Annotated in this window: 23 protein-coding genes, 3 pseudogenes and 1 riboswitch; of the genes and pseudogenes, 19 read left to right on the top strand and 7 right to left on the bottom strand. The window is 60.3% G+C overall.

What is annotated here, in order from left to right; translation table 11 throughout:
- Nucleotides 1-44: 44 nt before the first annotated feature.
- Together CH74_RS02725 and CH74_RS02720 are read right to left on the bottom strand one after the other, a co-directional pair.
- The gene (locus CH74_RS02725) at nucleotides 45-695 is read right to left on the bottom strand and encodes a hypothetical protein (protein WP_048305942.1); all 651 of its coding nucleotides are present in this window, start codon (nucleotides 693-695) and stop codon (nucleotides 45-47) included.
- Nucleotides 696-765: 70 nt separating this feature from the next.
- The gene (locus CH74_RS02720; RefSeq protein WP_048305941.1) at nucleotides 766-1,695 is read right to left on the bottom strand and encodes a LysR substrate-binding domain-containing protein; all 930 of its coding nucleotides are present in this window, start codon (nucleotides 1,693-1,695) and stop codon (nucleotides 766-768) included.
- A gap of 256 nt (nucleotides 1,696-1,951) precedes the next feature.
- Here CH74_RS02720 and CH74_RS02715 point away from each other — a divergent pair, with 256 nt between their 5' ends.
- The 6 genes from CH74_RS02715 to mtgA all read left to right on the top strand — a co-directional run bounded on the left by CH74_RS02715 (nucleotide 1,952) and on the right by mtgA (nucleotide 8,799).
- Nucleotides 1,952-3,331: an L-serine ammonia-lyase gene (locus tag CH74_RS02715; protein WP_048306008.1), complete on the top strand. Its 1,380-nt coding sequence runs from the start codon at nucleotides 1,952-1,954 to the stop codon at nucleotides 3,329-3,331.
- 254 nt (nucleotides 3,332-3,585) lie between these two features.
- Nucleotides 3,586-4,371, top strand: coding sequence for a Crp/Fnr family transcriptional regulator (locus CH74_RS02710; protein WP_048306007.1), 786 nt, complete (start codon nucleotides 3,586-3,588; stop codon nucleotides 4,369-4,371).
- A 198-nt stretch (nucleotides 4,372-4,569) separates the two neighbouring features.
- Nucleotides 4,570-5,679 carry an S-(hydroxymethyl)glutathione dehydrogenase/class III alcohol dehydrogenase gene (locus CH74_RS02705; RefSeq protein ID WP_048305940.1) on the top strand — a complete coding sequence of 370 codons (1,110 nt, stop codon included), beginning with the start codon at nucleotides 4,570-4,572 and terminating at the stop codon, nucleotides 5,677-5,679.
- Between the two features lie 47 nt (nucleotides 5,680-5,726).
- Nucleotides 5,727-6,581 carry an S-formylglutathione hydrolase gene (gene fghA, locus CH74_RS02700; RefSeq protein WP_048305939.1) on the top strand — a complete coding sequence of 285 codons (855 nt, stop codon included), beginning with the start codon at nucleotides 5,727-5,729 and terminating at the stop codon, nucleotides 6,579-6,581.
- Between the two features lie 281 nt (nucleotides 6,582-6,862).
- Entirely contained in the window at nucleotides 6,863-7,996 is a 1,134-nt protein-coding gene (locus tag CH74_RS02695; RefSeq protein ID WP_048305938.1) for a GlxA family transcriptional regulator, read from the top strand.
- A 98-nt stretch (nucleotides 7,997-8,094) separates the two neighbouring features.
- A complete protein-coding gene (mtgA, locus tag CH74_RS02690; protein WP_048305936.1) occupies nucleotides 8,095-8,799 on the top strand; it encodes a monofunctional biosynthetic peptidoglycan transglycosylase in 705 nt (234 codons plus the stop codon).
- A 77-nt stretch (nucleotides 8,800-8,876) separates the two neighbouring features.
- On the opposite strand, the gene CH74_RS02685 is transcribed toward mtgA, so the two are convergent.
- The 5 genes and pseudogenes from CH74_RS02685 to CH74_RS19260 all read right to left on the bottom strand — a co-directional run.
- Nucleotides 8,877-9,665 (bottom strand): EAL domain-containing protein, encoded by a 789-nt coding sequence (locus tag CH74_RS02685; RefSeq protein WP_048305934.1) that lies wholly within the window; start codon nucleotides 9,663-9,665, stop codon nucleotides 8,877-8,879.
- Between the two features lie 104 nt (nucleotides 9,666-9,769).
- Nucleotides 9,770-10,684: a DMT family transporter gene (locus CH74_RS02680; protein ID WP_048306006.1), complete on the bottom strand. Its 915-nt coding sequence runs from the start codon at nucleotides 10,682-10,684 to the stop codon at nucleotides 9,770-9,772.
- 38 nt (nucleotides 10,685-10,722) lie between these two features.
- The gene (locus tag CH74_RS02675; protein ID WP_048305933.1) at nucleotides 10,723-11,202 is read right to left on the bottom strand and encodes a DUF4174 domain-containing protein; all 480 of its coding nucleotides are present in this window, start codon (nucleotides 11,200-11,202) and stop codon (nucleotides 10,723-10,725) included.
- 83 nt (nucleotides 11,203-11,285) lie between these two features.
- Nucleotides 11,286-11,696, bottom strand: coding sequence for a lipid A-modifier LpxR family protein (locus CH74_RS19265; RefSeq protein WP_253272910.1), 411 nt, complete (start codon nucleotides 11,694-11,696; stop codon nucleotides 11,286-11,288).
- Nucleotides 11,678-12,298, bottom strand: a pseudogene (locus CH74_RS19260) (lipid A-modifier LpxR family protein); the annotation flags it as partial. The pseudogene CH74_RS19260 and the gene CH74_RS19265, both read right to left, overlap by 19 nt.
- A 228-nt stretch (nucleotides 12,299-12,526) precedes the next feature.
- On the opposite strand from CH74_RS19260, the gene CH74_RS02665 reads away from it, so the two are divergent.
- The 13 genes and pseudogenes from CH74_RS02665 to CH74_RS18915 all read left to right on the top strand — a co-directional run bounded on the left by CH74_RS02665 (nucleotide 12,527) and on the right by CH74_RS18915 (nucleotide 24,975).
- A complete protein-coding gene (locus CH74_RS02665; RefSeq protein WP_048305932.1) occupies nucleotides 12,527-13,429 on the top strand; it encodes a MurR/RpiR family transcriptional regulator in 903 nt (300 codons plus the stop codon).
- A gap of 39 nt (nucleotides 13,430-13,468) precedes the next feature.
- Nucleotides 13,469-14,809 (top strand): pyridoxal phosphate-dependent aminotransferase, encoded by a 1,341-nt coding sequence (locus CH74_RS02660; RefSeq protein WP_053070603.1) that lies wholly within the window; start codon nucleotides 13,469-13,471, stop codon nucleotides 14,807-14,809.
- A gap of 140 nt (nucleotides 14,810-14,949) precedes the next feature.
- The gene (locus CH74_RS02655) at nucleotides 14,950-15,348 is read left to right on the top strand and encodes a DUF4168 domain-containing protein (RefSeq protein WP_048305931.1); all 399 of its coding nucleotides are present in this window, start codon (nucleotides 14,950-14,952) and stop codon (nucleotides 15,346-15,348) included.
- A 271-nt stretch (nucleotides 15,349-15,619) separates the two neighbouring features.
- Nucleotides 15,620-16,674 (top strand): annotated as a pseudogene (gene cobT, locus CH74_RS02650) (nicotinate-nucleotide--dimethylbenzimidazole phosphoribosyltransferase).
- A gap of 34 nt (nucleotides 16,675-16,708) precedes the next feature.
- Nucleotides 16,709-17,701, top strand: a complete 993-nt coding sequence (gene cbiB / locus CH74_RS02645; protein ID WP_048305930.1) for an adenosylcobinamide-phosphate synthase CbiB — start codon at nucleotides 16,709-16,711, stop codon at nucleotides 17,699-17,701.
- Nucleotides 17,698-18,807 (top strand): threonine-phosphate decarboxylase CobD, encoded by a 1,110-nt coding sequence (gene cobD, locus CH74_RS02640; protein WP_048305928.1) that lies wholly within the window; start codon nucleotides 17,698-17,700, stop codon nucleotides 18,805-18,807. Before cbiB ends, cobD begins: the two co-directional genes overlap by 4 nt.
- Nucleotides 18,804-19,346 (top strand): bifunctional adenosylcobinamide kinase/adenosylcobinamide-phosphate guanylyltransferase, encoded by a 543-nt coding sequence (locus tag CH74_RS02635; RefSeq protein WP_048305925.1) that lies wholly within the window; start codon nucleotides 18,804-18,806, stop codon nucleotides 19,344-19,346. The genes cobD and CH74_RS02635 overlap by 4 nt, the downstream gene beginning before the upstream one ends.
- Entirely contained in the window at nucleotides 19,346-20,104 is a 759-nt protein-coding gene (gene cobS, locus CH74_RS02630; protein ID WP_048305924.1) for an adenosylcobinamide-GDP ribazoletransferase, read from the top strand. The genes CH74_RS02635 and cobS overlap by 1 nt, the downstream gene beginning before the upstream one ends.
- On the top strand, nucleotides 20,056-20,697 hold the full coding sequence (locus CH74_RS02625) for a histidine phosphatase family protein (RefSeq protein WP_048305923.1): 642 nt from the start codon (nucleotides 20,056-20,058) through the stop codon (nucleotides 20,695-20,697). The genes cobS and CH74_RS02625 overlap by 49 nt, the downstream gene beginning before the upstream one ends.
- On the top strand, nucleotides 20,649-21,077 hold the full coding sequence (locus CH74_RS02620) for a bifunctional adenosylcobinamide kinase/adenosylcobinamide-phosphate guanylyltransferase (protein WP_048305922.1): 429 nt from the start codon (nucleotides 20,649-20,651) through the stop codon (nucleotides 21,075-21,077). Before CH74_RS02625 ends, CH74_RS02620 begins: the two co-directional genes overlap by 49 nt.
- Before the next feature lie 57 nt (nucleotides 21,078-21,134).
- A riboswitch (cobalamin riboswitch) is annotated at nucleotides 21,135-21,513 on the top strand.
- Nucleotides 21,514-21,720: 207 nt separating this feature from the next.
- Nucleotides 21,721-23,582, top strand: a pseudogene (locus tag CH74_RS02615) (TonB-dependent receptor).
- Nucleotides 23,582-24,136: a hypothetical protein gene (locus tag CH74_RS18920; protein ID WP_216594700.1), complete on the top strand. Its 555-nt coding sequence runs from the start codon at nucleotides 23,582-23,584 to the stop codon at nucleotides 24,134-24,136. The pseudogene CH74_RS02615 and the gene CH74_RS18920 overlap by 1 nt, the downstream one beginning before the upstream one ends.
- Nucleotides 24,136-24,975: a cobaltochelatase subunit CobN gene (locus tag CH74_RS18915; protein WP_216594699.1), complete on the top strand. Its 840-nt coding sequence runs from the start codon at nucleotides 24,136-24,138 to the stop codon at nucleotides 24,973-24,975. Before CH74_RS18920 ends, CH74_RS18915 begins: the two co-directional genes overlap by 1 nt.
- Nucleotides 24,976-24,994: the final 19 nt, after the last annotated feature.

The raw sequence follows: 24,994 nt of genomic DNA, 5'->3' as shown, positions 1-24,994 counted from the left end.
GCCATTGGCTTTTCATGTCAAGGACAGCAAAACCGTTCAAAACGTCAACGGGCTACCGACGCGCGTTGCCAGCGACGAATCAGTAACACGAGTTCGAACATGGCGATCAGCAGTAAGGTATAGCCGAACAGCTCGGCGGTCTCTTCGACTGCGTCCTTGAAAATACGCAGGTAGTGCTCACCGAGAACGGCTTTCCACATCTCGCTTCTGCCAAAAAGCCTGGAAAAGACATAGACCGTTAGAAAACCGGCAGCGAACATGCCGAAAGCGAAGGTATTGGCCAAGCGTTCCATTTGAAGGGCAAAGGTTTTTCGCTTGCGAATCACCATGAATAAAATGGGTATTGCGAGTAAACCAACCAGCATTTGCCAGGCACCATCGAAGACATGCTTGTCGAGCCAGGTGTCTTGTTCTCGAATGAGCGATGCGCCCAGTAAACCAATCAGCAGCAAGCTCACCTGAGACACAAGGGTTCGATCGATCATCCTTGCAACGATGGCCAATACTATCGCCATCAGCAAAAACAGCGACTGCGCTATTTCAGTAATGCCGTACTCTGTGAAACGACCTCCGGCCCGGGAAGCGGTTTCGTAAAATACGCCCTGCATCACGGCGGTGACCAGAAGAATGTAGGTGATGCCACGTAGGCACAGGAAGCGAAAGCCTATCTGGCCCGGAAAAGATGTTGGGGTCATTCGAGTCCTTTCGATACTAACTAGTTAGCGAGCTATTTTACCCCAGTCGCTGCACAACTTCTTTAAATACTTAGTGCGGATAATCACTGTGGCGCTGGGCTTCTTCCACCAGCCAATCGTGTACGACGCGTACTCGCCGATCGTCCAACGCGCCTTGAGAATAGACGATGCCATAGCGTTTATCCGTTGCGACCCGCTGCGAAAGAGGGGCGATCAGCGCGCCGGTCTTGAGTTCGTTGGTGATCAGAGTGCGCCGTGCGATGGCCACCCCCATGCCGGCGATGGCGGCATCAATGGTCAGCTGGTTGCGATTGAAGGTATAGCCGCGACGCAGATTGATCGGTGGGGCCTTGATGGCATTTAGATAGTGCTCCCATTCCGCGTAATCGTGACTACCCCGCCAGGCGGTAACATCATGCAATAGAGGATACCAGGCGAGATCTTCGGGTCGAGTGAGAGGCGGTTTACCGCGCAGTAGTGAAGGCGCGCAAACCGGAAAGATTACTTCGTCCATCAACGGCGTAATATGAAACCCGGGATAGCGTCCATCGTTGAGATCCAGCGCCAGATCGAACTCACCGGCCCGCAGCGAAATATTGCTGTCTTCGGCAATGATACGCAGCTCGATGTCAGGAAAACGAGCCTGTAGCCGAGGCAGGCGTGGCATCAACCATTTGTCGAGAAAGGAGGGCACCGAGCGCAGCCGCAGCACGCCGCTCATGACGCCGCTGCGCAAGCGACGCACTTCCTGTCCCACGGATTGATAGGCCTCATCGACCACCGCCGCCAAGCGGCGCCCTTCATCGGTCAGTTCCAGCTGGCGCGGCAAGCGACGGAACAACTTGAATCCCAAGCGCTCTTCGAGCTGCTTGATCTGTTGACTCACCGCCCCAGTGGTTACGTGTAGTTCCTCCGCGGCACGGGTGAAGGAGAGATGATGGGCGCTGACCGCAAAAACCTTTAGCCAGGCATGGGTTTGACCATTGAGAGAACGGTTCATGGTTTAGCGGTGGTGAAGCGCAGTAATGAAACACGCATTTTTATGCCCATATTTGAATTTCTAATGGTATTGAGCCCAGCGTCTGACGTTTTCACTATAGCTATACTAAACTGTTGGTCAGTTATTTTCGATTGCCTTAACGCGTTGACCTGGGCAGGCTGGAACTAAATTCCACAATTAGCCGAGTTGTCTCAGTCAGCCTGTTCTGCAGGTTCGATTTCCGATGTACATCGGCGACAAAGGTGAGGAAAGTATCATGGCTATCAGCGTATTCGACCTTTTCAAGATCGGTATCGGCCCGTCCAGTTCACATACCGTGGGGCCGATGCGGGCAGCTCACGACTTCGTCGAAGAGCTGCGTGAACGGGACATGCTCGAGCGAGTGGCTCGCGTCGAGGTGCAGCTTTATGGGTCGTTGTCCGCCACGGGCATCGGGCACGGCACTGATCGTGCCATCATCATGGGTTTGATGGGAGAGCGTCCGGACGTCATCGATCCCGCCATCATCAATCCCTGTATCGAAGAACTTCTCGAGGCCCAGACCCTGATGTTGGACGGTCGGCTAGCGGTAGCTTTCGTCTGGGCGCGAGACATGCAGCTACTCGAAGAGAATCTGCCTCATCATCCCAATGCCATGCGTTTGATCGCCCATGGTCACAACGAAGAGCTTTACCGCAATACCTATTATTCCGTAGGCGGTGGCTTCGTCATCAATGACGAACAGGCACAGGCCGGGGAGCTGGACACGGATACGACGGTCTTGCCCTACAATTTCAATAATGCGGAAGAACTGCTGGCCATGTGTCGTAAGCACAACATGCGTATCAGCGAGATCATGCTGGAGAACGAAAAAGTCTGGCGAGACGAGGATGAGATTCGCCGCGAGCTGTGGCGTATCTGGGAGGCCATGAAGGCCTGCGTCGATCATGGCGTGCAACAAGAGGGTGTTCTGCCAGGCGGTCTCAACGTCAAGCGCCGGGCCAAGCAGCTGCATCAGCGCCTGCAAAACGTCGAAGAGAGCCCAAGTCTGATTACCTCTACCTTTTCGGCCATGGATTGGGTCAACGTCTTTGCCTTGGCGGTCAACGAAGAGAACGCCGCTGGCGATCGTATGGTCACCGCGCCCACCAACGGTGCAGCCGGCATCATTCCGGCAGTGCTGCACTACTATATGAAGTTTCAACCTGACGCCTGTGAGCGAGACGTGGTCGAGTTCCTGCTGGCCGCAGGAGCCGTGGGCGTTCTGTGCAAGAAAAATGCCTCGATTTCCGGCGCCGAAGTGGGCTGTCAGGGCGAGGTGGGTTCCGCCTGCGCCATGGCGGCGGCAGGATTGGCAGAAGTCATGGGCGGGTCTCCCGGGCAGGTCGAAAACGCTGCGGAAATTGGGCTGGAGCACAATCTGGGACTGACCTGCGATCCGGTGGGCGGCCTGGTTCAGGTTCCCTGCATTGAGCGCAATGCCATGGCGTCGATGAAAGCGATCAATGCCGCTCAAATGGCGCTTAGAGGTGATGGGGAGCATTTCATTTCCCTGGACAAGGTCATCCGGACCATGCGCGATACCGGTCGTGACATGCAGGATAAGTACAAGGAAACCTCTCGCGGGGGGCTAGCGGTCAACACCATCGAGTGTTGATTAGACAAAATTGCTAAATAAAGGCGCTCCGAAGAGCGTCTTTTTTAATGCTTTAGGCTTATTTTTGGCACTGGTGATACGATGCTGCTGGATGGGCGTAGAATGGCTGACAAAAAGTTGCTGAAGTATTGTCAAGCGACCATAAAAATTACATAAGCTATTTGGCGGCCTAAGCAGGTAATTCAAATACCTCGTGAATTCTAGACTCGGGATGAAGGTTCCCTATTGCCAATCAAGACGAGGAAGGTTTGATCGTGGAAAAAGAAGACAGCTGTATCGTTCGGCTTTTCAGCAACTATTGCACTCTATCGGAAGAGGACAAGCGCTTGCTGCACAGGCTCGAGGAGAGTCCAGTCGAGGTGCAAGCCGGTCAAACACTGTGGAAGGAGGGCGATAAGGCGACGGAATTTTGCACGATTAGCAAGGGGTGGGCCTACGCTTTCCGCAACATGGGAGACGGCAGCCGTCAGATTCTCGAGCTGTATCTCCCCGGGGATATCATCGGCATGCGTGAATTCGCCTTTTCCCAGCGGCTCACCGGACTCGCAATGATCGATGACGGCGTGATCTGTCATTTTCCCCATCATCGCTTGATGGAAGTTTTCCGCACCTCCACTAAGCTGACTGCAGTGTTGTTTGCCATCGTCAGCCGCCAACAGGCACTGCTGACCGAGCGCCTGGTCAATCTGGCCCGGCGCTCGGCACAGCAGCGTCTGGCGCATTTTATTTATGAAATGTATGAGCGCCTTAATCAGACCTGTGCGGTCAACGGCGGACATTTCCGGCTGCCTCTTTCTCAGGAGCAGATCGGTGATGCCTTGGGATTGAGTTCAGTGCACGTCAGTCGTACCTTCAGCAGCCTGCGGGAACAAAAGCTGGTGCTGCGAGAGCGTCATCGTGTGTGCTTGCCGGATCCTCAGGCGTTGGCGAAAGTAGCGGAATTTGACAATCGCTATCTCAATGACAGCCTAAGGCCGCTTTTCGACGATTCTGAGCGACAGGAGCGCCAGAACGAGTCCAGTAGTCTGGCCACCAAATAAGCCCGATACCGCTCGAGGTGTCGTCAGCTTCTCAACAGTCGCCAGTAAACTCCTGCCTGTCCTTCGGGAGCCATTACCGGATCGACCGGGTTGTATTGTTCAAATAATGTTTTCGCCTACACTAGAGAACGATTCGGAGCGATCAGCGATTACCCGAATCCATTTGACGTTCGTTCAATCCGTCCATTAGGAGTCGCCATGAAATCCCGTGCTGCCATTGCCCTGGAAGCCGGTAAGCCTTTGGAGCTTGCTGAAATCGATGTTGAAGGCCCCAAAGCGGGTGAGGTACTGGTACGCATCGTTGCCACCAGCGTATGCCATACCGATGCCTACACCTTATCCGGCGCCGATCCGGAAGGGCTTTTCCCCTCTGTGCTTGGCCACGAGGGCGCCGGAGTCGTGGAGGAAGTCGGCGAAGGTGTGACCAGCGTGCAGCCTGGCGATCATGTGATCCCGCTCTACACTGCGGAATGCGGCAAGTGCAAGTTCTGCCTATCCGGCAAGACCAACTTATGTAGCGCCGTGCGCGCAACCCAAGGTCAGGGCCTGATGCCGGACGGCACCACGCGTTTCTCCTTTGAGGGCAAGAAGCTTCATCATTACATGGGCTGCTCGACTTTCTCTGAATACACCGTGGTACCTGAAGTCTCTCTGGCGAAGGTCTCCAAGGAAGCGCCCATGGACAAGATCTGTCTTCTGGGCTGCGGGGTGACCACCGGTATCGGCGCAGTGCGCAATACCGCCAAGGTCGAGCCGGGTTCGACGGTTGCTGTGTTCGGCCTCGGTGCCATCGGTTTGGCGGTCATCCAGGGGGCGCAGATTGCCAAGGCCGAGCGCATCATCGCCATCGATGTCAATCCGGACAAGTTCGAGCTGGCTCGTAAGTTCGGCGCTACCGAGTTCGTCAACCCCAAGGACTATAGCGATCCCATTCAACAAGTTCTCATCGATATGACCGATGGCGGCGTAGATTACTCCTTTGAGTGCATCGGCAATGTCAATGTCATGCGCTCGGCCCTGGAGTGCTGTCACAAGGGCTGGGGCGAATCGATCATCATCGGCGTGGCCGGCGCCGGCGAGGAGATATGCACGCGTCCGTTCCAGCTGGTCACTGGCCGAGTCTGGAAAGGCTCTGCCTTCGGCGGCGTAAAAGGGCGTAGCGAATTGCCCGGCTACGTTGAGGACTACATGAACGGTAAGGTCAAGATCGATGAGTTCATTACTCAGAATATGGCCTTCGAGCAGATCAACGAAGCCTTCGATCTGCTGCATCAGGGCAAGAGCATTCGCAGCGTGCTGAGTTATTAACAAGCGCCTGCAACCGAACAGCGAGTATTTCGATCAAGGAGTCGTTCATGAGCATGTCCGAAACCCTAGAGCAGGTGTCCGCCAACAAGTGTTTCGGTGGTTGGCTCAAGCGCTACAAACATCACGCCCGAGCGCTTGATTGCGAAATGACCTTTTCGATCTATCTGCCGCCCCAGGCAGAGCAGGGCAAGGTGCCGCTGCTGTGGTGGCTTTCAGGCCTGACCTGTACTGATGAGAACTTCATGCAGAAGGCAGGGGCACAGCGCGTGGCCGCGGAGCTTGGCATGGCGATCGTCTGTCCGGATACCAGTCCGCGAGGGCTGGATCTGCCCGGCGAGCACGATAGTTACGATTTCGGCTCCGGGGCCGGTTTCTATGTCAATGCGACACAAAAGCCCTGGTCTAAGCACTATCGCATGTACGATTACGTCAATGAGGAGTTGGCTTCAGTCGTACGCCAGCACTTCCCGGTCAACGGGCGCGAGTCCATCAGTGGGCACTCCATGGGCGGTCATGGCGCTTTGATCATGGCGCTGCGCCAGCCGGGGCGTTTTGCCTCGGTATCGGCGTTTTCTCCGGTAGTCAATCCTAGCGAAGTGCCCTGGGGGCAAAAGGCGTTCAGCAATTATCTAGGGGACGATCGCGGCAAGTGGACCCAGTACGATGCCTGCGAGCTGGTCGCCAAAGGCGCTTCTCGGCAGCCGCTGTTCATCGATCAGGGCGAGGACGATAACTTTCTCGAAGAGCAGTTGAAGCCAGAGAATCTTGAAGCTGCCTGTGAGAAACGCGATCATCCTCTGACATTGAGGCGTCAGCCTGGTTACGATCACAGCTACTTTTTCATCGCCACCTTCATCGAAGAGCATCTGCGCTATCATGCCAAGCATCTCAAGATAGCCTGACATCAATAGACGCAAAGCCGACTTGCACGCAAACGACGCTCCTGCTTTCAGGAGCGTCGTTTTTCATGGTGCTTTTTGAGTTGAAAACGACATTCATAGGCTCATTAGCGACACGGCTGCCTCAAAACTTCTCATTCTTATCAAAAAAATGAAATTTTGATGGCGCAAAACGACATGGCCCTTACAGTGAATATTGAGATCGGCATGATCAAATAGCGACACCCAATCACAATAAGACCCTCATTGATCAAATAGAGGGCAACACCTCAAGAGAGGGGCCTATGACGACGCCTACCGTGACGAAGGCAGCACCCGCAGCTCCCAAGACCGCCACTCCCCAGACCCTCGGTTTCTTACTGCTGGACAACTTCACGCTGATTTCGCTGGCATCCGCCATCGAACCCCTGCGCATGGCCAATCAGCTTGCGGGTCGCGAGCTGTATCGCTGGTATACCTTGAGTCAGGATGGCCTGCCGATCCATGCAAGTGACGGTGTACAGGTGACGCCGGATGCGTCCATTGCCATTCCCCTGACCCTGGACTGGGTGGTGGTATGTGGTGGCGTGGGCGCCAATCGAAGCATCAGCCGGGAACACGTCAGCTGGCTGCAGTCCCAGACACGACAGCTACGTCGCATGGGAGCGGTATGCACCGGCAGCTGGGCCCTGGCCCGGGCTGGACTGCTTGATGGTTTCGAAGCAAGCGTTCATTGGGAATGTCTGGCCGCCATGAAGGAAGCGTTTCCCCGCATTGCACTCTCTGCTCGACTCTTTTCCATCGACCGTAACCGCTTCACTGCTTCAGGCGGTACCGCGCCCCTGGATATGATGCTCACCTTGATTGGGCGTGATCATGGCCATGACCTGTCTGCGGCGATTTCCGAGATGTTCATTTACGAGCGCGTACGTAACGAGCAAGATCATCAGCGCATGCCGCTCAAACATATGTTGGGCACTACCCAGCCCAAGTTGCTCGAGATCGTCGCATTGATGGAGGCCAATCTAGAGGAGCCCATCGGGTTCGATGAATTGGCAGCCTATGTCGACATTTCGCGCCGTCAGCTGGAGCGGCTGTTTCAAAAGTATCTGCATTGTTCGCCATCACGCTACTATCTGCGTCTGCGGCTTACCCGTGCGCGGCAATTCTTGAAGCAGACGTCGATGCCGATCATCGACGTGGCATCCGCCTGTGGTTTCGTCTCCACGCCGCACTTCTCGAAGTGCTATCGCGAATTTTATGGCGTGCCGCCTCGGCAAGAACGTCTGTATACACGCTCGGGTCGTGAACTTCAGGATGAGCAAGGGAGGTTGGCGGTGGTGCCGGACATGTTAGAAAAAGAACCTATTTCGAGGGCAGTCGCGGCGCTCGCCAGTGCGCGGGGCGAGTCAACCTATGCGAGCGTGCCGTTGAGATAAACGGAAGTTAAGTCTATCAAGCGGTTCTTGATGCCGTCTTTCCGCCAGGGGAGGCGGCATTGTTATACTGGGTCATTTCACAAATATAGAGAAACCGCATGACCCAGGATTGGCCGCGTCGGCTACTGCGCTACACACTGATTGCCATTGTTGGCTTTGTGGCCCTTTCCGTATTACTGGTAATGATCTTTCGAGTGGTGCCGGTATTCGGTTCCATGGTGATGGTCGAGCGCAAGGTGCAGTCCTGGATATCGGGAGAATCCCTGAATATTCGCCAGGACTGGGCTTCCTGGAGCAACTTGTCCGATCAGGCCAAGATTGCCGTGATTGCGGCAGAAGATCAGAAGTTTCCCGCTCACCATGGTTTCGATCTGGGCCAGCTGCGTAAGGCCGTATCTGCCTGGCGATCCGGCAATAGCCTGCGCGGTGCCAGTACTATCAGCCAGCAGACCGCCAAGAATCTATTTCTGTGGACGGGGCGTAATTGGCTACGCAAGGGTTTGGAGGCATGGTTTACCCTGCTCATCGAGCTGCTGTGGCCCAAGGAGCGCATCCTCGAGGTCTATCTCAACATCGTCGAGTGGGATAGCGGCGTATTCGGTCTGGAAGCCGCGGCACGGCATTATTTTGGTGTTTCCGGGGCGAATTTGAGCGCCTCCCAGGCGAGTTATCTGGCCGCCATCCTGCCCAATCCTCGGCAGTGGAGTGCATCCAATCCTTCTCCCTACATCCAGCAGCGAAGCCAGTGGATTCGCAGGCAAATGCGCCAGCTGGGCGGAACCCGCTATCTTGAGCGTCTGTAGTCGCTATCTATTGTTGGCTATTGTTGGCTATTGTTGGCGCCCTGATGGCGGCTTCATTTGATAAGAAGACGTCCATGCTAGCGGGATACGTTCGCCGCATCGTGTAATCTTGATAACGAGTCATCAAGCCCCGAACACAGAGCTTCGAGGGCCGGACGGGCATAGTAGAATCCTTGCTGGCGAGTAATGCCCTGATGTGTCAGCCAGATTGCCTCAGCCTGGGTCTCCACCCCTTCGGCGATCAGACCAATGCACAGTTCTTGGGCCATCAGCACGAGGGACTTGATCAGGGTCTGGCGGCGGGTGTCTTGGTTGCAGCCCATGATCAGTTCGCGATCGATCTTGAGTTTGTCAGGCTGTAGATCGGTGAGCAGATCGAGATTGGCGTAGCCGGTACCAAAGTCGTCGATGGCGGTGGTAAACCCCATGCTGCGATAGGTATCGATGATGTTGCGCAGATGCTGACGATCCGCGACCCGCTCGGTCTCGGTGATCTCGAAGATCAGGCGCTCCGTGGGCCAGCCAACCTGGGCTGATACTTCTAGAGTCGCCTGTATGCAAGCCTCGGGATCATAGACGGCGTTGGGCAAGAAGTTGATCGATAGCGCTTCTTGCATGCCCAGGGCGCTGGCCAGTTCGATAGCGCGTACCCGGCAGGCCTGATCGAAGCGATACAGCAACTCCGGAGTGACCTGGGACAAAATGCTGTAGGCGGATTCTCCTTGAACGCCGCGCACCAATGCTTCATAGGCAACGATGCGCGCCCGCTGCGTATCAACGATGGGCTGAAATGCCATGGTGAAGTCGAAGGGCAGGTCGCCGTCGCAACGACCGCAGCGCGCCTTGACGCGAGCACAATGGGGCATGAGTGTTCTCTTGATCCTTTACCGCTAGAGGCTTGTTGCCATCCAGTCTCTGTTTTATCGGTAGCGGTTCAGCATACTTAAGATCTTTTCTACACAAAGGATAGTCAACGAGGTGGGCGATTGCCACGCACTACCAGGCCAACCCCGGTAATGGCGATCGCCATGCCAATTAGCGCCACCGGACTCAAGGTCTCGTCGAACAGCCACCAGGCTTCCAGGGCGGTCAGTGGCGGCACCAAGTAAAACAGACTGGCCACCCGAGAAGCGGCGCCGCGCCGAATCAGCGCCATCAGCAGTAGAATTGCAGCGATCGAGAGTCCCAGCACCAGCCAGGCCAGGGTGGCCACGAAGGTGGGCGTCCAGGTAACGTCTTGGGTCTCGAACAGCAGTGCCCCAACGCCGAAAAGGGTGCTGGCGGCCAGGTACTGGGCAGTGCTTCCGCCGAGCAGCGGCATGCCGGTACAAAAACGCTTCTGATACAGGGTGCCTGCGGAGATGCCCAGTAGCGCCGCCAATACGCAGGTAAGCGCCCCCAGACCAAAACCCTCGAAAAGCCCCGACTCTCCAGGAGCAAGCTTGCCACTCAGCACCAGAGTAATGCCGACCAGGCCCAGCAGTAGCCCCAGCCATTGCCAGAAAGAAAGACGTTCGCCCAATAGAGGCAAGGCCAATGCAGCGGTGAGCAGTGGCTGTAGTCCGACCAGCAGTGAGGCAAGACCTGCCGGCAGGCCCAGGTAGATGGCATAGAACACCCCACCCAGATAGGCGCCATGGACCAGCAGGCCGGTCACGGCGGCATGCCCCCATAATACCGGCGATGAAGGCCAGGGGGCTTTGAGCAATCCCAGCAGCGGTATGATGATAAGCAGTGTCAGAACACAGCGGATGAACAGAAAAGTGAAGGGCTCTGCATAGGGCAAGCCGAACTTGGCGCCGATGAAGCCGGTGCTCCAGAGCAGCACGAAGACCCCAGGCATCATGGCAAGCCACAGGTGCCGATCAGGTTCGGATTCGGTCATCTCCGGGGTTGTACCGACACGGTTGCGCGAAGAACTCATCAACGACTTTCGCGAGGCGTCGTCCGACGCTGTTCCGACTGCCGCATGGGCATTTTGTCGATGATGTCGAACACCTGACGTGGATCGACGAAACCGTCGAGCTGCATCTTCTTGCCGCCATCGTATCCGACCAGAATCACTTTCATCGGCCCCTGGGGGTCTACCTCCAAGGCCTCGAATAGTGCCTCAGTCTCGAATCTCGTCATGGGGCGTCCCGCGCGATGACCGTTACCGCCCTCGACGCTGTAGAGCACCATTCGTCGATCGTCGAACTCCTCTCGATGGCGCTGCAGCTGCTCGCGCATTCGAATGTAGTCTTCGTTATCGATGTCCGGCGTGATCAGGATCAGCGGACGGAACTTGCCGCGATCGGTGATCAGCGGATTGGCCGGGTTATCGGCGGCAAAGGCACTGGGCACGGCAAGACTCCAGACGATCAAGCAGATCGTGAAAAATAGTGCAGCACGAGTACGGGACATGGCATGGCTTCCTGTAGCGGGAAGAATCTTCCAAGCACAACAGATTGCTCGATAAAGCGCCAGTTTATCGCGAGATAGCCAATTTATAGCCAGGTCGATAGGGTTATCGAGCCAAACTGATCCGCTTCATCCTGGGATTCGAACTCTCGGGTGCGCCAAACGTTGGTCAGTGCGACCTGAAAACGATCCCAGCTGAACACCACGCCAGCGGTCAGATCGCCGACCCATTCACGGCGATCGACGTCGTGGCTGCTCTCGAAGGTATTGCCGTCCAACAGCAGGTTGTGAGCCATGAAGCGCCCTTCCGTGCCGAGAAAGCCATACCAGCCGAAGCCGGCGTCCGGTACGAAGCCTGACGTCCGCCTTGGGCGGGCGCCACCGCAGGAATGCCAAAGCTCTTTTCCAGGCCGCGGCCGAAGCGCAGCGCACCGCCGGCACCCAGGTAATCGTAAAGATTGCCGACATTCATCGAGGCGCTGGGGCCATACTCCCATTCCAGCCCACCAAAACGAGAAAGCCACCACCAGGACTTGCTCACCCCCAGATTGACGATCGGCTCGTTGTCGAGCTGATTGCTCCAGCCTTCGGGCTTCTCGCTCCCGGTCACTTTGTGTACTGCTTTCTGAATGGGCTTGCCACCGGCGGCAGGGCCCACCCACCCAATTTGCAGCTGTAAATCCGTAATCTCTCGCCAGCCCTCGTTCTGCTCATCGTCGAACAGCGAAAGCCCTCCCAGTAACAAGCCGGCATAGGGTCGATCGTCTTCGATCAGACGCTCACGGCCAATGTCGCTCGGGGTATAGATCTGATGAATGAAGTGATAACCCACCGCGTCAAGATCGCTTGCCGACCAGCCCGGAAGCCAGTCCGCCAGCGTTCTGGACCAATGGGCAGCGTCCGGTTGAATGATGCGCGTCAGCTCCAGGCCGTTGGTGTAGTGGCCATCCTCGTCGGTGCTGGAGAACGCATCGTTTTCCACCTTGATGGAGTAAAGATCCGCTCCCAGAGCAAGGGGGGCGCTTAATATGCCTGCCAGGAGCAGTCCTGTGCGTGCCGTCCCGGAGAAGAGACGAGGAAAAGCGAGAGGGGAGTGCATGCCACTTCCTTATGTAATGATCGGCCAGAACATACATAGCTGTATGTTTGGCGAAAATTTAGCAAAAAAAGATAAAAAAAACTACGTGAATATGCATGGCACGGGTTGGGGGCTGAGAGCATCTTGCTAAAGAGCGCAAAATGAAAATTAAATATTTTATCTGCAAATAAATTTGCAAAAACGTGCCGCAGTTTTTATGCTCATGCAACATTGACTCATGAGACAACCATGCTCGCCCAGCCACCGACGTGTATTACCGAGCTTCAGACCCTTGCCGAGCGTAGTCGATCGGGAGCCGATGGCGCGCCTCGCTTGTCGATGAAGGCACTGGCACTGCTCGATGCATTATTGGCAGCCCCGGAGACGGCAGGTCTGTCGAGTATTTCCCAACTTGGAGAACGCCACCGGGTGAATCCCTCCAGCCTGACCCGGCTGGCTCGGGCGCTGGGTTTTTCCGGTTTCAAGACATTCCAGGCGCTTTTTCGAGAGAGTCTGGCCAGCAGCGCGTTTTATTCGACCCGGGCCGAGCGCCTGCTGGATTTCGGTGAAACACCACGGACGTCCCCTGCAACGAGTCAGGATCAGGCGCTGTGGCAGCAGGAAATGACCAACCTTTCCGCCACGGTGGAAAATCTCGACAGCACCGTGCTCGAGCAGGTGACGAAAGCCATCATTGCAGCACGACGGCTGCATGTGATCGGTTTGCGGGCCAGTTTTGGCGCCGCCCACTACCTGGCCTACTACCTGGACTATCTACGCAAAGACGTGCAGTTGATCTCACCCTCGGCGGGCGTCGGCATCGAGCAGGCGCTGCCGCTGGATGAAAAGGATCTGGTCATCGGCATCGCCTTTCGTCCCGAAACCCGCGCCAGTCTCGACTACTGTCGCTTGGCCCTGGAGCAGGGCGCCAGCCTGGTGGCATTGACCAACCATCCTGGCTCGCAATTGGCGGCCTTGACCGACCGCTGTCTCGTTGCGCCGGCGGAAGGGCCATTCTTCTTCAACCCGATGAGTAGTCTTTTTCTACTGGTGGAACTGGTGTTGTCGCGAGTTGCCCGGGAACTTGGAAGCGAAGCGGTTGCCAGCATCCGCCAGCGCGAGGCGCTGATTGCACGTTTTGGCATCGAATGAAGCCACCGCGGCCATTCGACATTCTCAAGGAGATCTTTCATGACCCCTACTTCTCATCCATCCAGTTCCGCTGACTTGTCAGGATCGGAAACCCAGTCCAGTGTCGCCGATCGTCTGGAGAACGGCTACGGTGGTGCAGGTGAAGCAACGCGCTCTTCCGACACCCTGCTGATCAACGAGCAGTCGCGGCTACTCGAAGCTGGAGGAAAGCGCATTTTCAAATTCGGTTTTGGTCAATCGCCGTTCCCGGTATTTGACCCCGCCGTGCAGGCGCTTGCAGAGCATGCCGCCGAGAAAGCCTACCTGCCGGTGCAAGGGTTGCCAGCATTGCGAGAGCAGGTCGCCAGGTTTCATAGCGACACCGATCATGTCTCCTGGAACCCCGAGCGCGTTGTCGTCGGCCCCGGCAGCAAGCTATTGCTGTTTGCCCTGATGAAATCCCTGCCCGAAGCGGACATCCTGATCCCGGCGCCGTCCTGGGTGTCCTATGCGCCCCAGGCACGCATGGCAGATCAGCGGGCAGTTAAGCTCGAGGCCTCCTTCGAGACTCGCTGGCAGATAACACCCGAGCAGCTCGAGGCGTACTGCGTCGAGAATCCACGGCGACTCAAGTTGTTGATTCTCAACGCCCCGGGTAACCCCACCGGACTCTCTTTTGATATGCAGACGCAAAAGCGTCTGGCCAGTGTCGCGCGTCGACACGGCGTACTGGTACTGGCGGATGAGATTTACGGCCAGTTGCATCACCGTGGTGAGCATCGCGCCTTTGCCCTGGACTACCCGGAAGGCACCGTGACCACCAGCGGGCTTTCCAAGTGGTGTGGCGCCGGCGGTTGGCGCCTTGGGGTGATGCACGTTCCCGCGGAGCTGGGCACTGAGCTCTTCGCACGCATACTGGGTCTGGCCTCCGAAACCTGGTCGAGCGTCGCCAGCCCTGTGCAGTATGCGGCCATTACCGCCTACACTCGCACACCGGAACTTGACGCCTACATCGAGCGTCAGCGCATCGTGTTGAGCGAGATAGGCCAGTGGTGCGCTGCACGCCTGAATGAGGCGAATGTACGTACCCATGCACCGGACGGGGGGTTTTATCTTTTCCCGGACTTCGAGGCTCATCGTGAAAGTCTGGCGGCGAGGGGAATCACGACGAGCGCCGAACTGACCGCGCGGCTGCTCGAGGACGCCGGCGTGGCCTTGCTGCCAGGCAGCGCTTTCGGCTGTCGCCCTGATCAACTCACCGTTCGACTGGCCTATGTGGATTTCGATGGCTCAGCATTGATGAAAAGTGAGCAAACGATTCTCGAACAGGCGACGACAACGACTCTCATTCAGGGAATAATCGCTATTGTAGAATGGCTCAACCATGGGCATAAGAGCTGAGTTTTTTATTGAACGTCTCTTTTTATAGACATTTGTAAAGGATGGGAAAATCTTTACCCTCTTTTCTTTACACAGAAAAGGGAACCACTGTGCGATAGAATTATCAGACATCGGACACACAACCGTAATGGAGTATCTACATGCATAAGATGACTGCCCTGTTCTCCGCCGCTCTGCTGACTGCAGGGATGATTGCCACGCCAGTGATGGCCCAGGATTCGTCAGCCCAGCAGCAAGACCCGGCAGCGCAACAGTCCCAGCCTACGGCTCAGGACTTCTCCGATGAGCAGCTTCAGCAGTTTGCTGATACCTCAGAAGAGATTGCCAAGATCTCCCAGGAATACACCCAGCGTCTGCAGGAAGCGGGCGACGACCAGGCCAAGCAGCAGGACATCCGCATGGAAGCCAATGAAAAGATGGTCGGTGTCGTCGAAGACAGTGGCTTGGATGTAGAAACCTTCAACGCCATCGGTCAGGCAATCCAGCAGGACCCTGAACTGATGAAGCGTGTGCAGGACATGGCCCAGAACGGTCAGTAAGCGCACAGCCTTCGGCTGAAGACGAAGTACGTCGAGCATGATGAGGGTCGCCAGGTTGGCGGCCCTTTTTGTTGATTGAGAGTTGTTGAGTGAGAGTTGTTGAGTGAGAGTTGGCAGGTGAGAAATCCCATGCGGGTCAGAGAAGGGCATGGTGACGCAGACCTTGTTGTGGCAGGCATGAACCGTAGCAGTACCCGGCATGGTCGTGGATGTTGACGGGCTGCTATGATGGCATCCTTCTATGTTTTCATGCCCCAGCAGGACGCCTTGCATGCTCACCGATATCCTCGCTGCGCTGAAACCCGCTGATCGTACCATCGCCACGACTGTCACCTCCCACCTGAACAACCTCACAAAGCCTAGGGGCAGTCTCGGCCAGCTGGAGTCGCTCGCCGTGACTCTTGCGGTCCAGACTGGCGAAGCCTTTCCCCAAGTTTCGCCGCCCGGAGTGCTAGTGTTCGTTGCCGATCACGGTGTGGCCGCCGAGGGAGTCTCTGCCTTTCCTCAGACCGTCACCCTGCAGATGGTAGACAATTTCGTGGCCGGCGGAGCCGCCATCAACGTCTTCGCCCGCCAGATCGCGCCCGGCTCGAGGTGATTGACGTCGGCGTTGCGGGTGATCTGACCTGCGAAGGTGTGATCGATGACAAGGTGCGTCATGGCACGGCCAATATGGTCGAGACGGACGCCATGCGCCAGGATGAGGCCGTAGCGGCCATAGAGGCGGGCATTCGCGCCGCCGAACGGGCCATCGAGGCTGGCTGTCGCTGCCTGATCGTTGGCGAAATGGGCATCGCCAACACCACCGCCAGCAGTGCACTGCTGGCGGTACTGACCGGGGCGCCGGTGGCAGGCCTTGTTGGGCGAGGGACGGGAATCGCCGAGAGCCGCCTGGCCTATAAGTGCTCGGTCATCGAGCGCACCTTGGCAGCGCGAGCGCCGAATCGTGATGACCCGCTCGAGGTGCTCGCCAAGCTGGGCGGCCTGGAGATCGCCGCCATGGCTGGCGCTTACTTGGCCGGCGCGGCGCGAGGCATGCCGCTACTGGTCGATGGCTTCATCGCCACCGTGGCGGCGCTCGTTGCCTGCCGGCTGGCTCCCGCTGCGCGGGACTACCTGATCTTCGGCCATCGCTCCTGCGAGCCAGGGCACGCCCAGGCGCTTGCCGCGCTCGATGCCAAGCCGCTGCTCGATCTGGGGCTGCGTCTTGGGGAGGGCACCGGCGCGGCGCTCGCCTTTCCGCTGCTAGAGTCGGCCACGCGCATTCTCCGGGAGATGGCGACCTTCGAAAGCGCCGGTCTTATCAGCGCCGGCAACGCCAATTGAGTACAGCGAAGTCACTGGGGCAGGAGGTCAGGTCATGAGTCTGCCACCACTGTCGCTAGCGCTGCTGGCGCTGGTAAGCCTAGCCGTGCTCGTTGATCTGTGCATCGGCGACCCACGCCGACTGCCCCATCCGGTGGTCGGTATTGGCCATATGATCGCCGCCCTGGAACAGGCCTGGAACCATGGCACATCGCGAGCGCGACGCTGGCGCGGTGCGCTGCTCACGACGCTGGTAGTGGTCGGCACCTACACGCTCGCCTGGGCAGTGCTGGCACTGCTGGCACGGGTTAATCTCTGGCTTGCGTTCGCCGCCGAGCTATGGCTGCTGGCCACGACCCTTTCCATCAAGGGATTGGCTGACGCCGCCCGGGCCGTGGCAACGCCGCTTGCGAGGGATGACCTGCCGGCCAGCCGCGAGGCACTGGCGATGATCGTCGGTCGCGATACCGAGCGCCTCGACGAGGCCGAGCTCGTTCGCGGCGCCGTGGAGACGGTGGCCGAAAACACCGTCGACGGCATCACCGCGCCGCTGTTCTGGGCATTGCTCGGTGGGGCGCCGCTGGCCCTGGCCTACAAGGCGGTCAACACCCTGGATTCCATGGTGGGCTACCGCAGTCCACGTTTTGCCGACTTCGGCTACGCTTCGGCGAAGCTTGACGACCTGGCCAATTGGTTGCCGGCACGGCTGACCGCCCTGACCCTGTGGCTAGCTGCCTGGGCGATGCCCGGTGCTCGCTGCAAGGAAACGCTTACCACCACCTGGCGCCAGGCGCCGCGCCATCCGAGCCCTAACGCCGGCTGGCCGGAGGCCATGGTGGCCCAGCTGCTGGGGGTACAGCTCGGCGGCACCAATGTCTACTCCGGCGTGGCCTCGCAGCGCGCGGTGCTGGGCGTCTCGTTGAAAGAGGGCGGCGAGCCGCTGGCGGTGGGGCACATCCCGCAGGCCATCCGTCATATGCACGGTGGCTGGCTGGTGTTTTTGCTGCTCATGGCGCTGGCGGTGTGGATCAAGGAGGGCCTGACATGACCCAGGATACGCGTTGGCCGTCCCACGGCGGACAGGCAGCGCCGCTGCTGACGCGCTTTGGACTACCATGTGACCATCCGCTGCTGGATTTCAGCACCAACCTGAATCCCTTGGGGGCGCCGGATTGGGTGCCCTCCTGCCTGGCCGCCGCGGCCAAGGGCCTTGAGCGCTACCCGACCCCGGATTATCGCCTTGCCCGGGAAGCGATCGCCCGGGAGGCGGGCGTGAGCCTGGAACAGGTGCTGCTGACCAATGGTGGCGCCGAGGCGATCTTTCTAGTGGCAGCGGCCCACGCCGGCGGGCAGGCGGTGATCGTCCAACCCACCTTTACCGAGTACGCCCGAGCCTGTCGTGCCTTTGCCATCGCTATTGACGACGTGTGCCTGACCCCGCCGGACTTCTCCCTTGACCCAGCGCGCCTTGCTGTGAGCCTGGATCGCGGCACATTGCTGTTCTTGTGCCGACCCAACAACCCTACCGCCACCTTGCTGCCTCGGGAGACGATTGAGGCGCTTCTGACTCTGGCGGCGTTGCGCGGCAGCCGCGTGGTGATCGACGAGGCCTTCATCGATTTCGTCACGCCTTTTGATGAGAGCCTGGCCCCGCTGCTGGCGCGATTCGACAACCTCATCCTGCTGCGCTCCTTGACCAAACTTTATGCGCTGCCGGGGCTGCGGATGGGCTACCTATTGGCAAGCGCATCACTGGTGCGTGAGCTTCAGGCCTGCCAGCCGCCCTGGAGCGTCAACCACCTGGCCGCGGAGCTGGTGACACCGCTGCTGGCCGATGGCGCTTTCCAGGCCCGCACCCGCCAGTGGTTGAGTGGGGAGCACCCGCGCCTGCAGGCCGGTCTCGCCGCCAAGGGTCTCGAGGTGATACCGAGTCGCGCCAACTTCTTTCTGGTGCGGCCTCCTCTAGAAACTGTCGTCGGCTCAGCTCAAACAGCCAGCGCGGCCCTCTTCGAGCGACTGCTGCGCGCCGGTATCCTGGCCCGCCATACCCATGGCTTTCCCGGACTCGACGGCGACTGGCTGCGCCTGGCGCTGCGCGAGGGTGACGCCAATACCCGGCTGCTTGCTGCGCTGAGTGAGGAAAGGACCGCATGATCGTTTTCGTCAGCGGTGGGGCGCGCTCCGGCAAGAGTGAAGTCGCCGAGCGCTTGACCCGGGAGTGCTGCCGGGCCCGCGGCGGGGCACTCTACTACCTGGCCACGGCAACCGCCTCGGACGCCGAGATGGCCGTGCGCATCGCTCGCCACCGCCGCGAGCGGGGAGATGCGTGGCGCACCTGGGAGGCGCCCCTGGCGTTGGGCACGGCGCTCGATAACGTCGAACCCGGCGCCAGCGTACTGCTCGACTGCCTGACGCTGTGGGCCGCCCGGGCGCTCTTCGAGGCGCGCTACGACACCGCCGCGGGCCTGACCCAGCTCGAGGCGCTGCTGGTCGCGGCCCGGGTGCGATCGCTGGACCTGGTGGTGGTCTCCAATGATCTTAACGAAGACGTTCTGCCGCAAGACGTCGAGACCTGGCGCTATATAGCCTTTTTGCAGCACCTGCACCGTGCGCTGGCTGGCCAAGCCGACCGGGTCATCGAGGTGGTAGCCGGCGTGGCTATTGATTGGACAGAGGGCAGGGAGGCGACATGATGAAGGACGCGGGCTTCGGCGTGCTGCTGGCCTTTCAGTTCCTGACCCGGCTGCCGATACCGGTGGCCTGCCCCTGGTCGCCGGCCACCAGCCGTTGGGCGCTGCGCAGTTACCCCCTGGTAGGACTGACGCTCGGTGCCCTGCTGGCTGGGGCCGCCGTCCTGTTAGCCGATGCGCTGCCGGCCCCGCTGCTGGCGCTCGTGCTGCTCAGCCTATGGGTCGCGTTCTCCGGCGGATTGCACCTGGACGGGCTGATGGACGTGGCCGATGCCCTGGGCAGCAATGCGCCCCTGGCGCGTCGCTGGGAGATCATGAAGGACCCTCAGGTGGGCAGCTTCGGCATTCTGGCGTTGGTTTTCCTGCTGGCTTGGAAGGCCATGCTGCTATGGGCGCTGCTTGTCGCCGGAGCGCCCCTGGGCGTGCTGATCGCGGTGCCGGCGTTGGCGCGCTTTGGCGCGGCGGTGCTGCTGCGGCTGGCACCTTGTGCGCGTCGCGAGGGGCTGGCGTGGCAGTGGCGCCAACACCTTGGTTTGCGTGACTTGCCACTGGCGCTGCTGACGCTGGCCCCGCTGTTTTGGTTGCTGCCGGGCTGGCTCTGGCTGTTGGCCGGGCTGCTCGCCTTTTTGCTGCTATACGGTACTGTCATGACACGAAGCTTCAACGGCATCAACGGCGATATCCTGGGTGCCGCCATCGAAGGAGGAGAGCTATGGCTGTTGCTGATCACCTGGAGCTGGTGGTCGTTCGCCACGGCCTGACGGCCTGGAATCGTGAGCGCCGCTATCAGGGGCAGCGGGACATTCCCCTGCTGCTGCCCGAGGCGCGACCCGGTCTTGATCGGCTGCGCGACGCCTTGGAGGGGGAGTCATTCGATGCCATTCATGCAAGCGACCTGACGCGCTGTCGCCAGACCCTGGCGCATCTCATGGCAGGGCGGAGCAATACGGTGATGCCACACTTCGATGCCCGGCTGCGCGAACTCGATTTCGGCGAGTACGAGGGCAAATGCTATGAAGAACTCAAGACGCTGCCCGCCTACCGCGCCTGGATCGACAGCCTGGGCGAGCAGGCACCGCCCGGGGGCGAGTCCACCCGAGCTCTGCGCAGGCGACTCGATGCGTGGCTTAGCGATCTGTTCGCCGAGGTAACGTCCCAGGCGCTTGAGCGGGTGCTGGTCGTCACCCATGGCGGCGTGATCCGCGAACTGCGCCGGCGCTTCGAGGCGATCGACTTCTGGGAAGGCAGCTTGGGCCAGGCCGAGGGCCGCCGGTTAATCTTCCTGCAACAAAAAGGGGCGTGGCAATGCAGCTCTTCATTGGCGGTGCCTGCGCCGGCAAGCGTGACGCGGTAAGCAAGCGCTACCCCACTGCCCACTGGCATCGCCTGGACGCCGGCGCGCCGCTAGATGGCTGGCGTGGATCGGCCGTCTCAAGCCTGCCGTTGGTGGTGACCGGCTGGACGGCATGGCTCGAGGCGGCCCTGGACAATGAGCCCAATGACGATCGACTACGCGAGCGACTCGCCGCCGCCCTCGATAAGCTGGTCGCAGTCGAGCGCAAAGGTGGCCCGACGGTGGTGCTGATCCTGCCAGAGATGGGGCGCGGTATCGTCCCCATGTCGCCTTTGAAACGGCGTCTACGTGACCTGGCCGGCTGGCTGGCCCAGGATGCTACTGAGCGCGCCGAGGCCGTCTGGTACGTCCGCCATGGGCTCGTCAAGCGCCTGAAATGACAGGCGTGTTGCAGTCCGGCTCGCCGCCGTCGTTGACCCCGTCAAGCCGGACTGCTAGCTTAGCGCCCACTCTCAGGTGCCCCAGCCGCGCAGGCGCGTCGGGGTGAAACGGGAAGTCGGTGCGCCTCGTGCCAGTCCGACGCTGCCCCCGCAACGGTGATCGAGTTTAGGAGCCTATCGGACTTAACGCTGATCTACTGCTAGATCCGGCCTTTCGGCCAATTGCATTCGATCTGACTCGTTAAATAGCGAGCTATTCGCCTCATCAGATCGATGCACTTGTCTCGAAACCCGAATCTCTCGTGACGATCGGTCAAATCCGACAGGCTCCTGGGAATGCCCTATACCACTGTGCCTCGGCATGGGAAGGTGGCCTTTCGGGACGCTTTGCGTCCACTCGTCAGCCCGGAGACCGGCCCGAGAGCTTAGAAACGCGTCACGATCAAATCGACGAACGGAGTTAAGCGCAAGGCGCTTGCAGCCATTCGCTCGCCCAGATCGTGGCGTGTTTTCCTCAATGTCGGGTTGCGGTGGGCGACTCAGAGCCAGGGCCGGCGCCGCCGTTCGCCCTTTCTCGTTCCTCGCCGCCCGGTGATTGCAGCACCATGGTCGTGCGGGCAGGCACGGCGAGCAAGGGACATGCATGATCATCATAGGCGACACCTTCCGCGGCCTGGCAGTCTTTAGTCTGGGCTTTTTTCCACTGGTCGTTCACGCTCAGGCTGCGACCGGCAGCGACGCTACCCGCGTCGACCTCGATCCCCTGGTGGTCACCGCCACCCTGGCGCCGCGCACCGCCGACGAAACGCTGGCCTCCGTCACATTGCTCGACGAAGCGACGCTGCGCCGCCATGACCCCACCAGCGTCACCGAGCTCTTTCGCGGCCAGCCCGGCGTCGATGTCAGCACCAGCGGCTCCTTCGGCAAGCAGAGCAGCGTCTTCATCCGCGGCGTGGACAACGAAGGCTCGCTGCTGCTGATCGATGGCATCCGGCTGCGCTCGGCCACCGCGGGTGGTTCTGCCTGGCAGTACCTGGATCCGCGCATGTTCGAGCGCGCCGAGATCGTGCGCGGCCCGCTTGGCAGCCTCTATGGCGCCGATGCCGTAGGCGGCGTGGTGCAGCTCTTCACTCATCAGGCGCAGGAGGGCAGCCCAGGCGCCGCGGTCTCGGTAGGAGGTGGCAACTTCGATTCCCGCCGGCTCAGCGCCAGGCTCTCCGGCAGCGAGGGGGGCACGCGCTACAGCTTCGCCGGCAGCCATTTCGCCACCGACGGCGCACCCATTCGCCGTGGCGGCGAGGACAAGGGCTTCGACAACACCAGTGCTTGGCGCGCCTCTCGCATACCTTCGACGACGGTAGTGAAGTCGGCGTGCTCGCGCTGCGGGCCCGGGGCAACACCGAATTCGATGGCGGCGAGACGGACTTCGTGCAGCAGGTCGCGGGGATTTACGGAGAGCTGCCGGTCACCGATCGTTGGCGCAGCCGCCTGACCCTGAGCGAGTCCCGGGACGAGCAGGACAGCCAGCGCACCCTCGGCAACTCTACCTTCGATACCCGCCAGCGCACCGCGCGCTGGCAAAACACCCTGGATGTCGGCCCCCACGAGGTGATCGTGGGCACGGAGTTCACCCGGGACGACATCACGACCACCGAGAACTACGCCGAGGACAGCCGTGACAACACTGCGGTGTTCGCCCAGGGGCTGCTGGACTTCTACCCTGTCAGCCTGCAGGCCGGCCTGCGTTACGATGACAACGAGGCCTTCGGCGACGAGCTGACCGGCAACCTGGCCCTGGGCTACGCCCTCGATGACTGGCACAGGCTGCGCGCAAGCGTCGCCACCGCCTTCCGGGCGCCGACCTTTAATGATCTCTACTACCCCTATAGCGAGAGCACCTTTTCTGGCGCTACCTCCATATCCGAAGGCAATCAAGACCTCGAGGCCGAGACGTCGACTTCCTATGAGCTGGGGGTGCGCGGCGATTACCAGCCGTTCTACTGGGATCTGGCGCTGTTTCAGACCGACATCGACGATCTGATCGACTGGGCCAGCGACTCACCGGCGCCGAGCGTGGTGCGCTACCGTCCGACCAACGTCAATGATGCGCGCATTCGCGGGGCAGAGCTTGCCGCCGGCGCGGAACTGGGCGACTGGACCCTGCAGGGCGCGCTTACCTATCTCGATCCAGAAGATCGCGACACCGGCAACGATCTGGCGCGCCGGGCCACCCGCAGCCTGCGCCTGGATCTTGATCGCGAGCTCGGCAACTGGTCCATGGGCGGCTCCTGGATCGTTCAGAACCACCGCTACAACGATGCCGCCAACGAGCAGCGTCTGGGCGGCTTCGGTCTGCTCAACCTGCGCGCCGGCTGGGCGTTTGCGCCGCACTGGTCGACCCGGCTGACGGTGAACAACGCCCTCGACAAGCAGTACGAGACCGCCCGGAACTACATCAACGCCGGTCGCGCGGTCTTTCTCAGTGTGGATTACGGAGCCTTGTGATGATGCGGGCTTGCCTGGTACTGCTGCTCGTCCTGCTGCCAACGTTGGCATCGGCGGGCACGCTGGTGGGCATCGTTTCGGAGCGCTCCGCCGCTGAACTCGCCGCCGGCGCGGCACGCTTTCTCGACGCCTACCCGGACCATCGCGTGGTTCTGCGCACACCGGAGCAGCTGGCCAAGACGGATGACGCCGAGCTCGATGAGCTGCTCAACGACGCCGATGCGCTGCTGTTGGCGGCTGTTTTCGGTGAGCAGACAGGACGCTTGGCGCGGTTGGTGGAGACCGCCGCCGCCCGGCGCGACTTTCCGATCCTCGCCGTCAACGGTGACCGGCGCTTGACGCGACTGTCGAGGCTGAGCGGCGAGTGGGCGCTGGCCGGACTCGATGCGGCAACCCTGGGCGAGCTGGTGGCAAGCCCTGACGCCGAGGAGGCGGCGACCGAGCATCTGGCGGCGCAGCGCGAGCGTTTTCCCGGCCAGGCCGAGTGGCTGACCGGACGCGCCTACTACCAAGGGCGTAGCCCGAGCACCTTGACGGCCTGCTGCGCTGGCTGATGGCCGCAGCCGGCCATGATCTGACGGTACCCGAGCCCTCGCCGCGGGCGGCGATCCGCTACTACCGACCGGGTCGTAACAGCGATACGCCCACAACAGATCCTGCCGCCCTGGGGCTGAACGACGGGCCGGCGGTGGCGATCCTCGATCTCGATAGCGGCGATCGTCCCGGCGACCACGAATTGCTCGAAAGCGCCTGCGCAGCGCTGGCGCAGCGCGATCTGCAGTGCGTGGCGGTGTTGGCGCGCTGGGGCGGGGCCACCCTGGCAGCCCTCAAGAGTCTGCCCGAGACCCTTGGCGAGGCGAGTCTGGCCGGGGTGCTGAGCCTGCAGGACTTCACCTTGGGAGGGGGCGAGGGACGACGTGCGGCCACCCAGGTGCTAGGTCAGCTCGACGTGCCTGTGATCAAGGGGTTGCGTCTTGCCGAGCGCAGCGAGGCGCAGTGGCGACTCTCCCATGATGGCCTGCCGCGCGAGTCGGTGCACTACCAGCTGGCGATGCCGGAGCTGCAGGGGGTAAGCCAGCCGATGGTGCTGGCGGTGGCTGCCCCGCGCGAAATCGACCCGCGCACCGGTGTGGCGCTGACGCTGTCACGGCCGCTGGCGTCTCGCGTCGACGCCGTTGCGGAGCGCTTCGCCCGCTGGCAGCGCCTGCGCGCGCTGGACAACGCCGATAAGAAGGTGGCGCTGATCTACTACAACCATCCGCCCGGGCGGCAGAACGTCGGCGCCGACAATCTCGACGTGCCGGCCTCGCTCTACGAGATGCTTACCCGGCTGCGCGAGGCCGGCTACGACACCGGCGAGCTCCCGGAAAGCCTGAAGCTCTCCACGACCTGATCCAGGCACGCGGGGTCAA

Origin of the sequence: Halomonas sp. PR-M31 (assembly GCF_001039575.1) — a bacterium.
In the GTDB taxonomy this organism is placed as follows: domain Bacteria; phylum Pseudomonadota; class Gammaproteobacteria; order Pseudomonadales; family Halomonadaceae; genus Modicisalibacter.
Note: the sequence above shows the minus strand (reverse complement) of the source record. Positions and strands in the feature narration are given on the sequence as shown.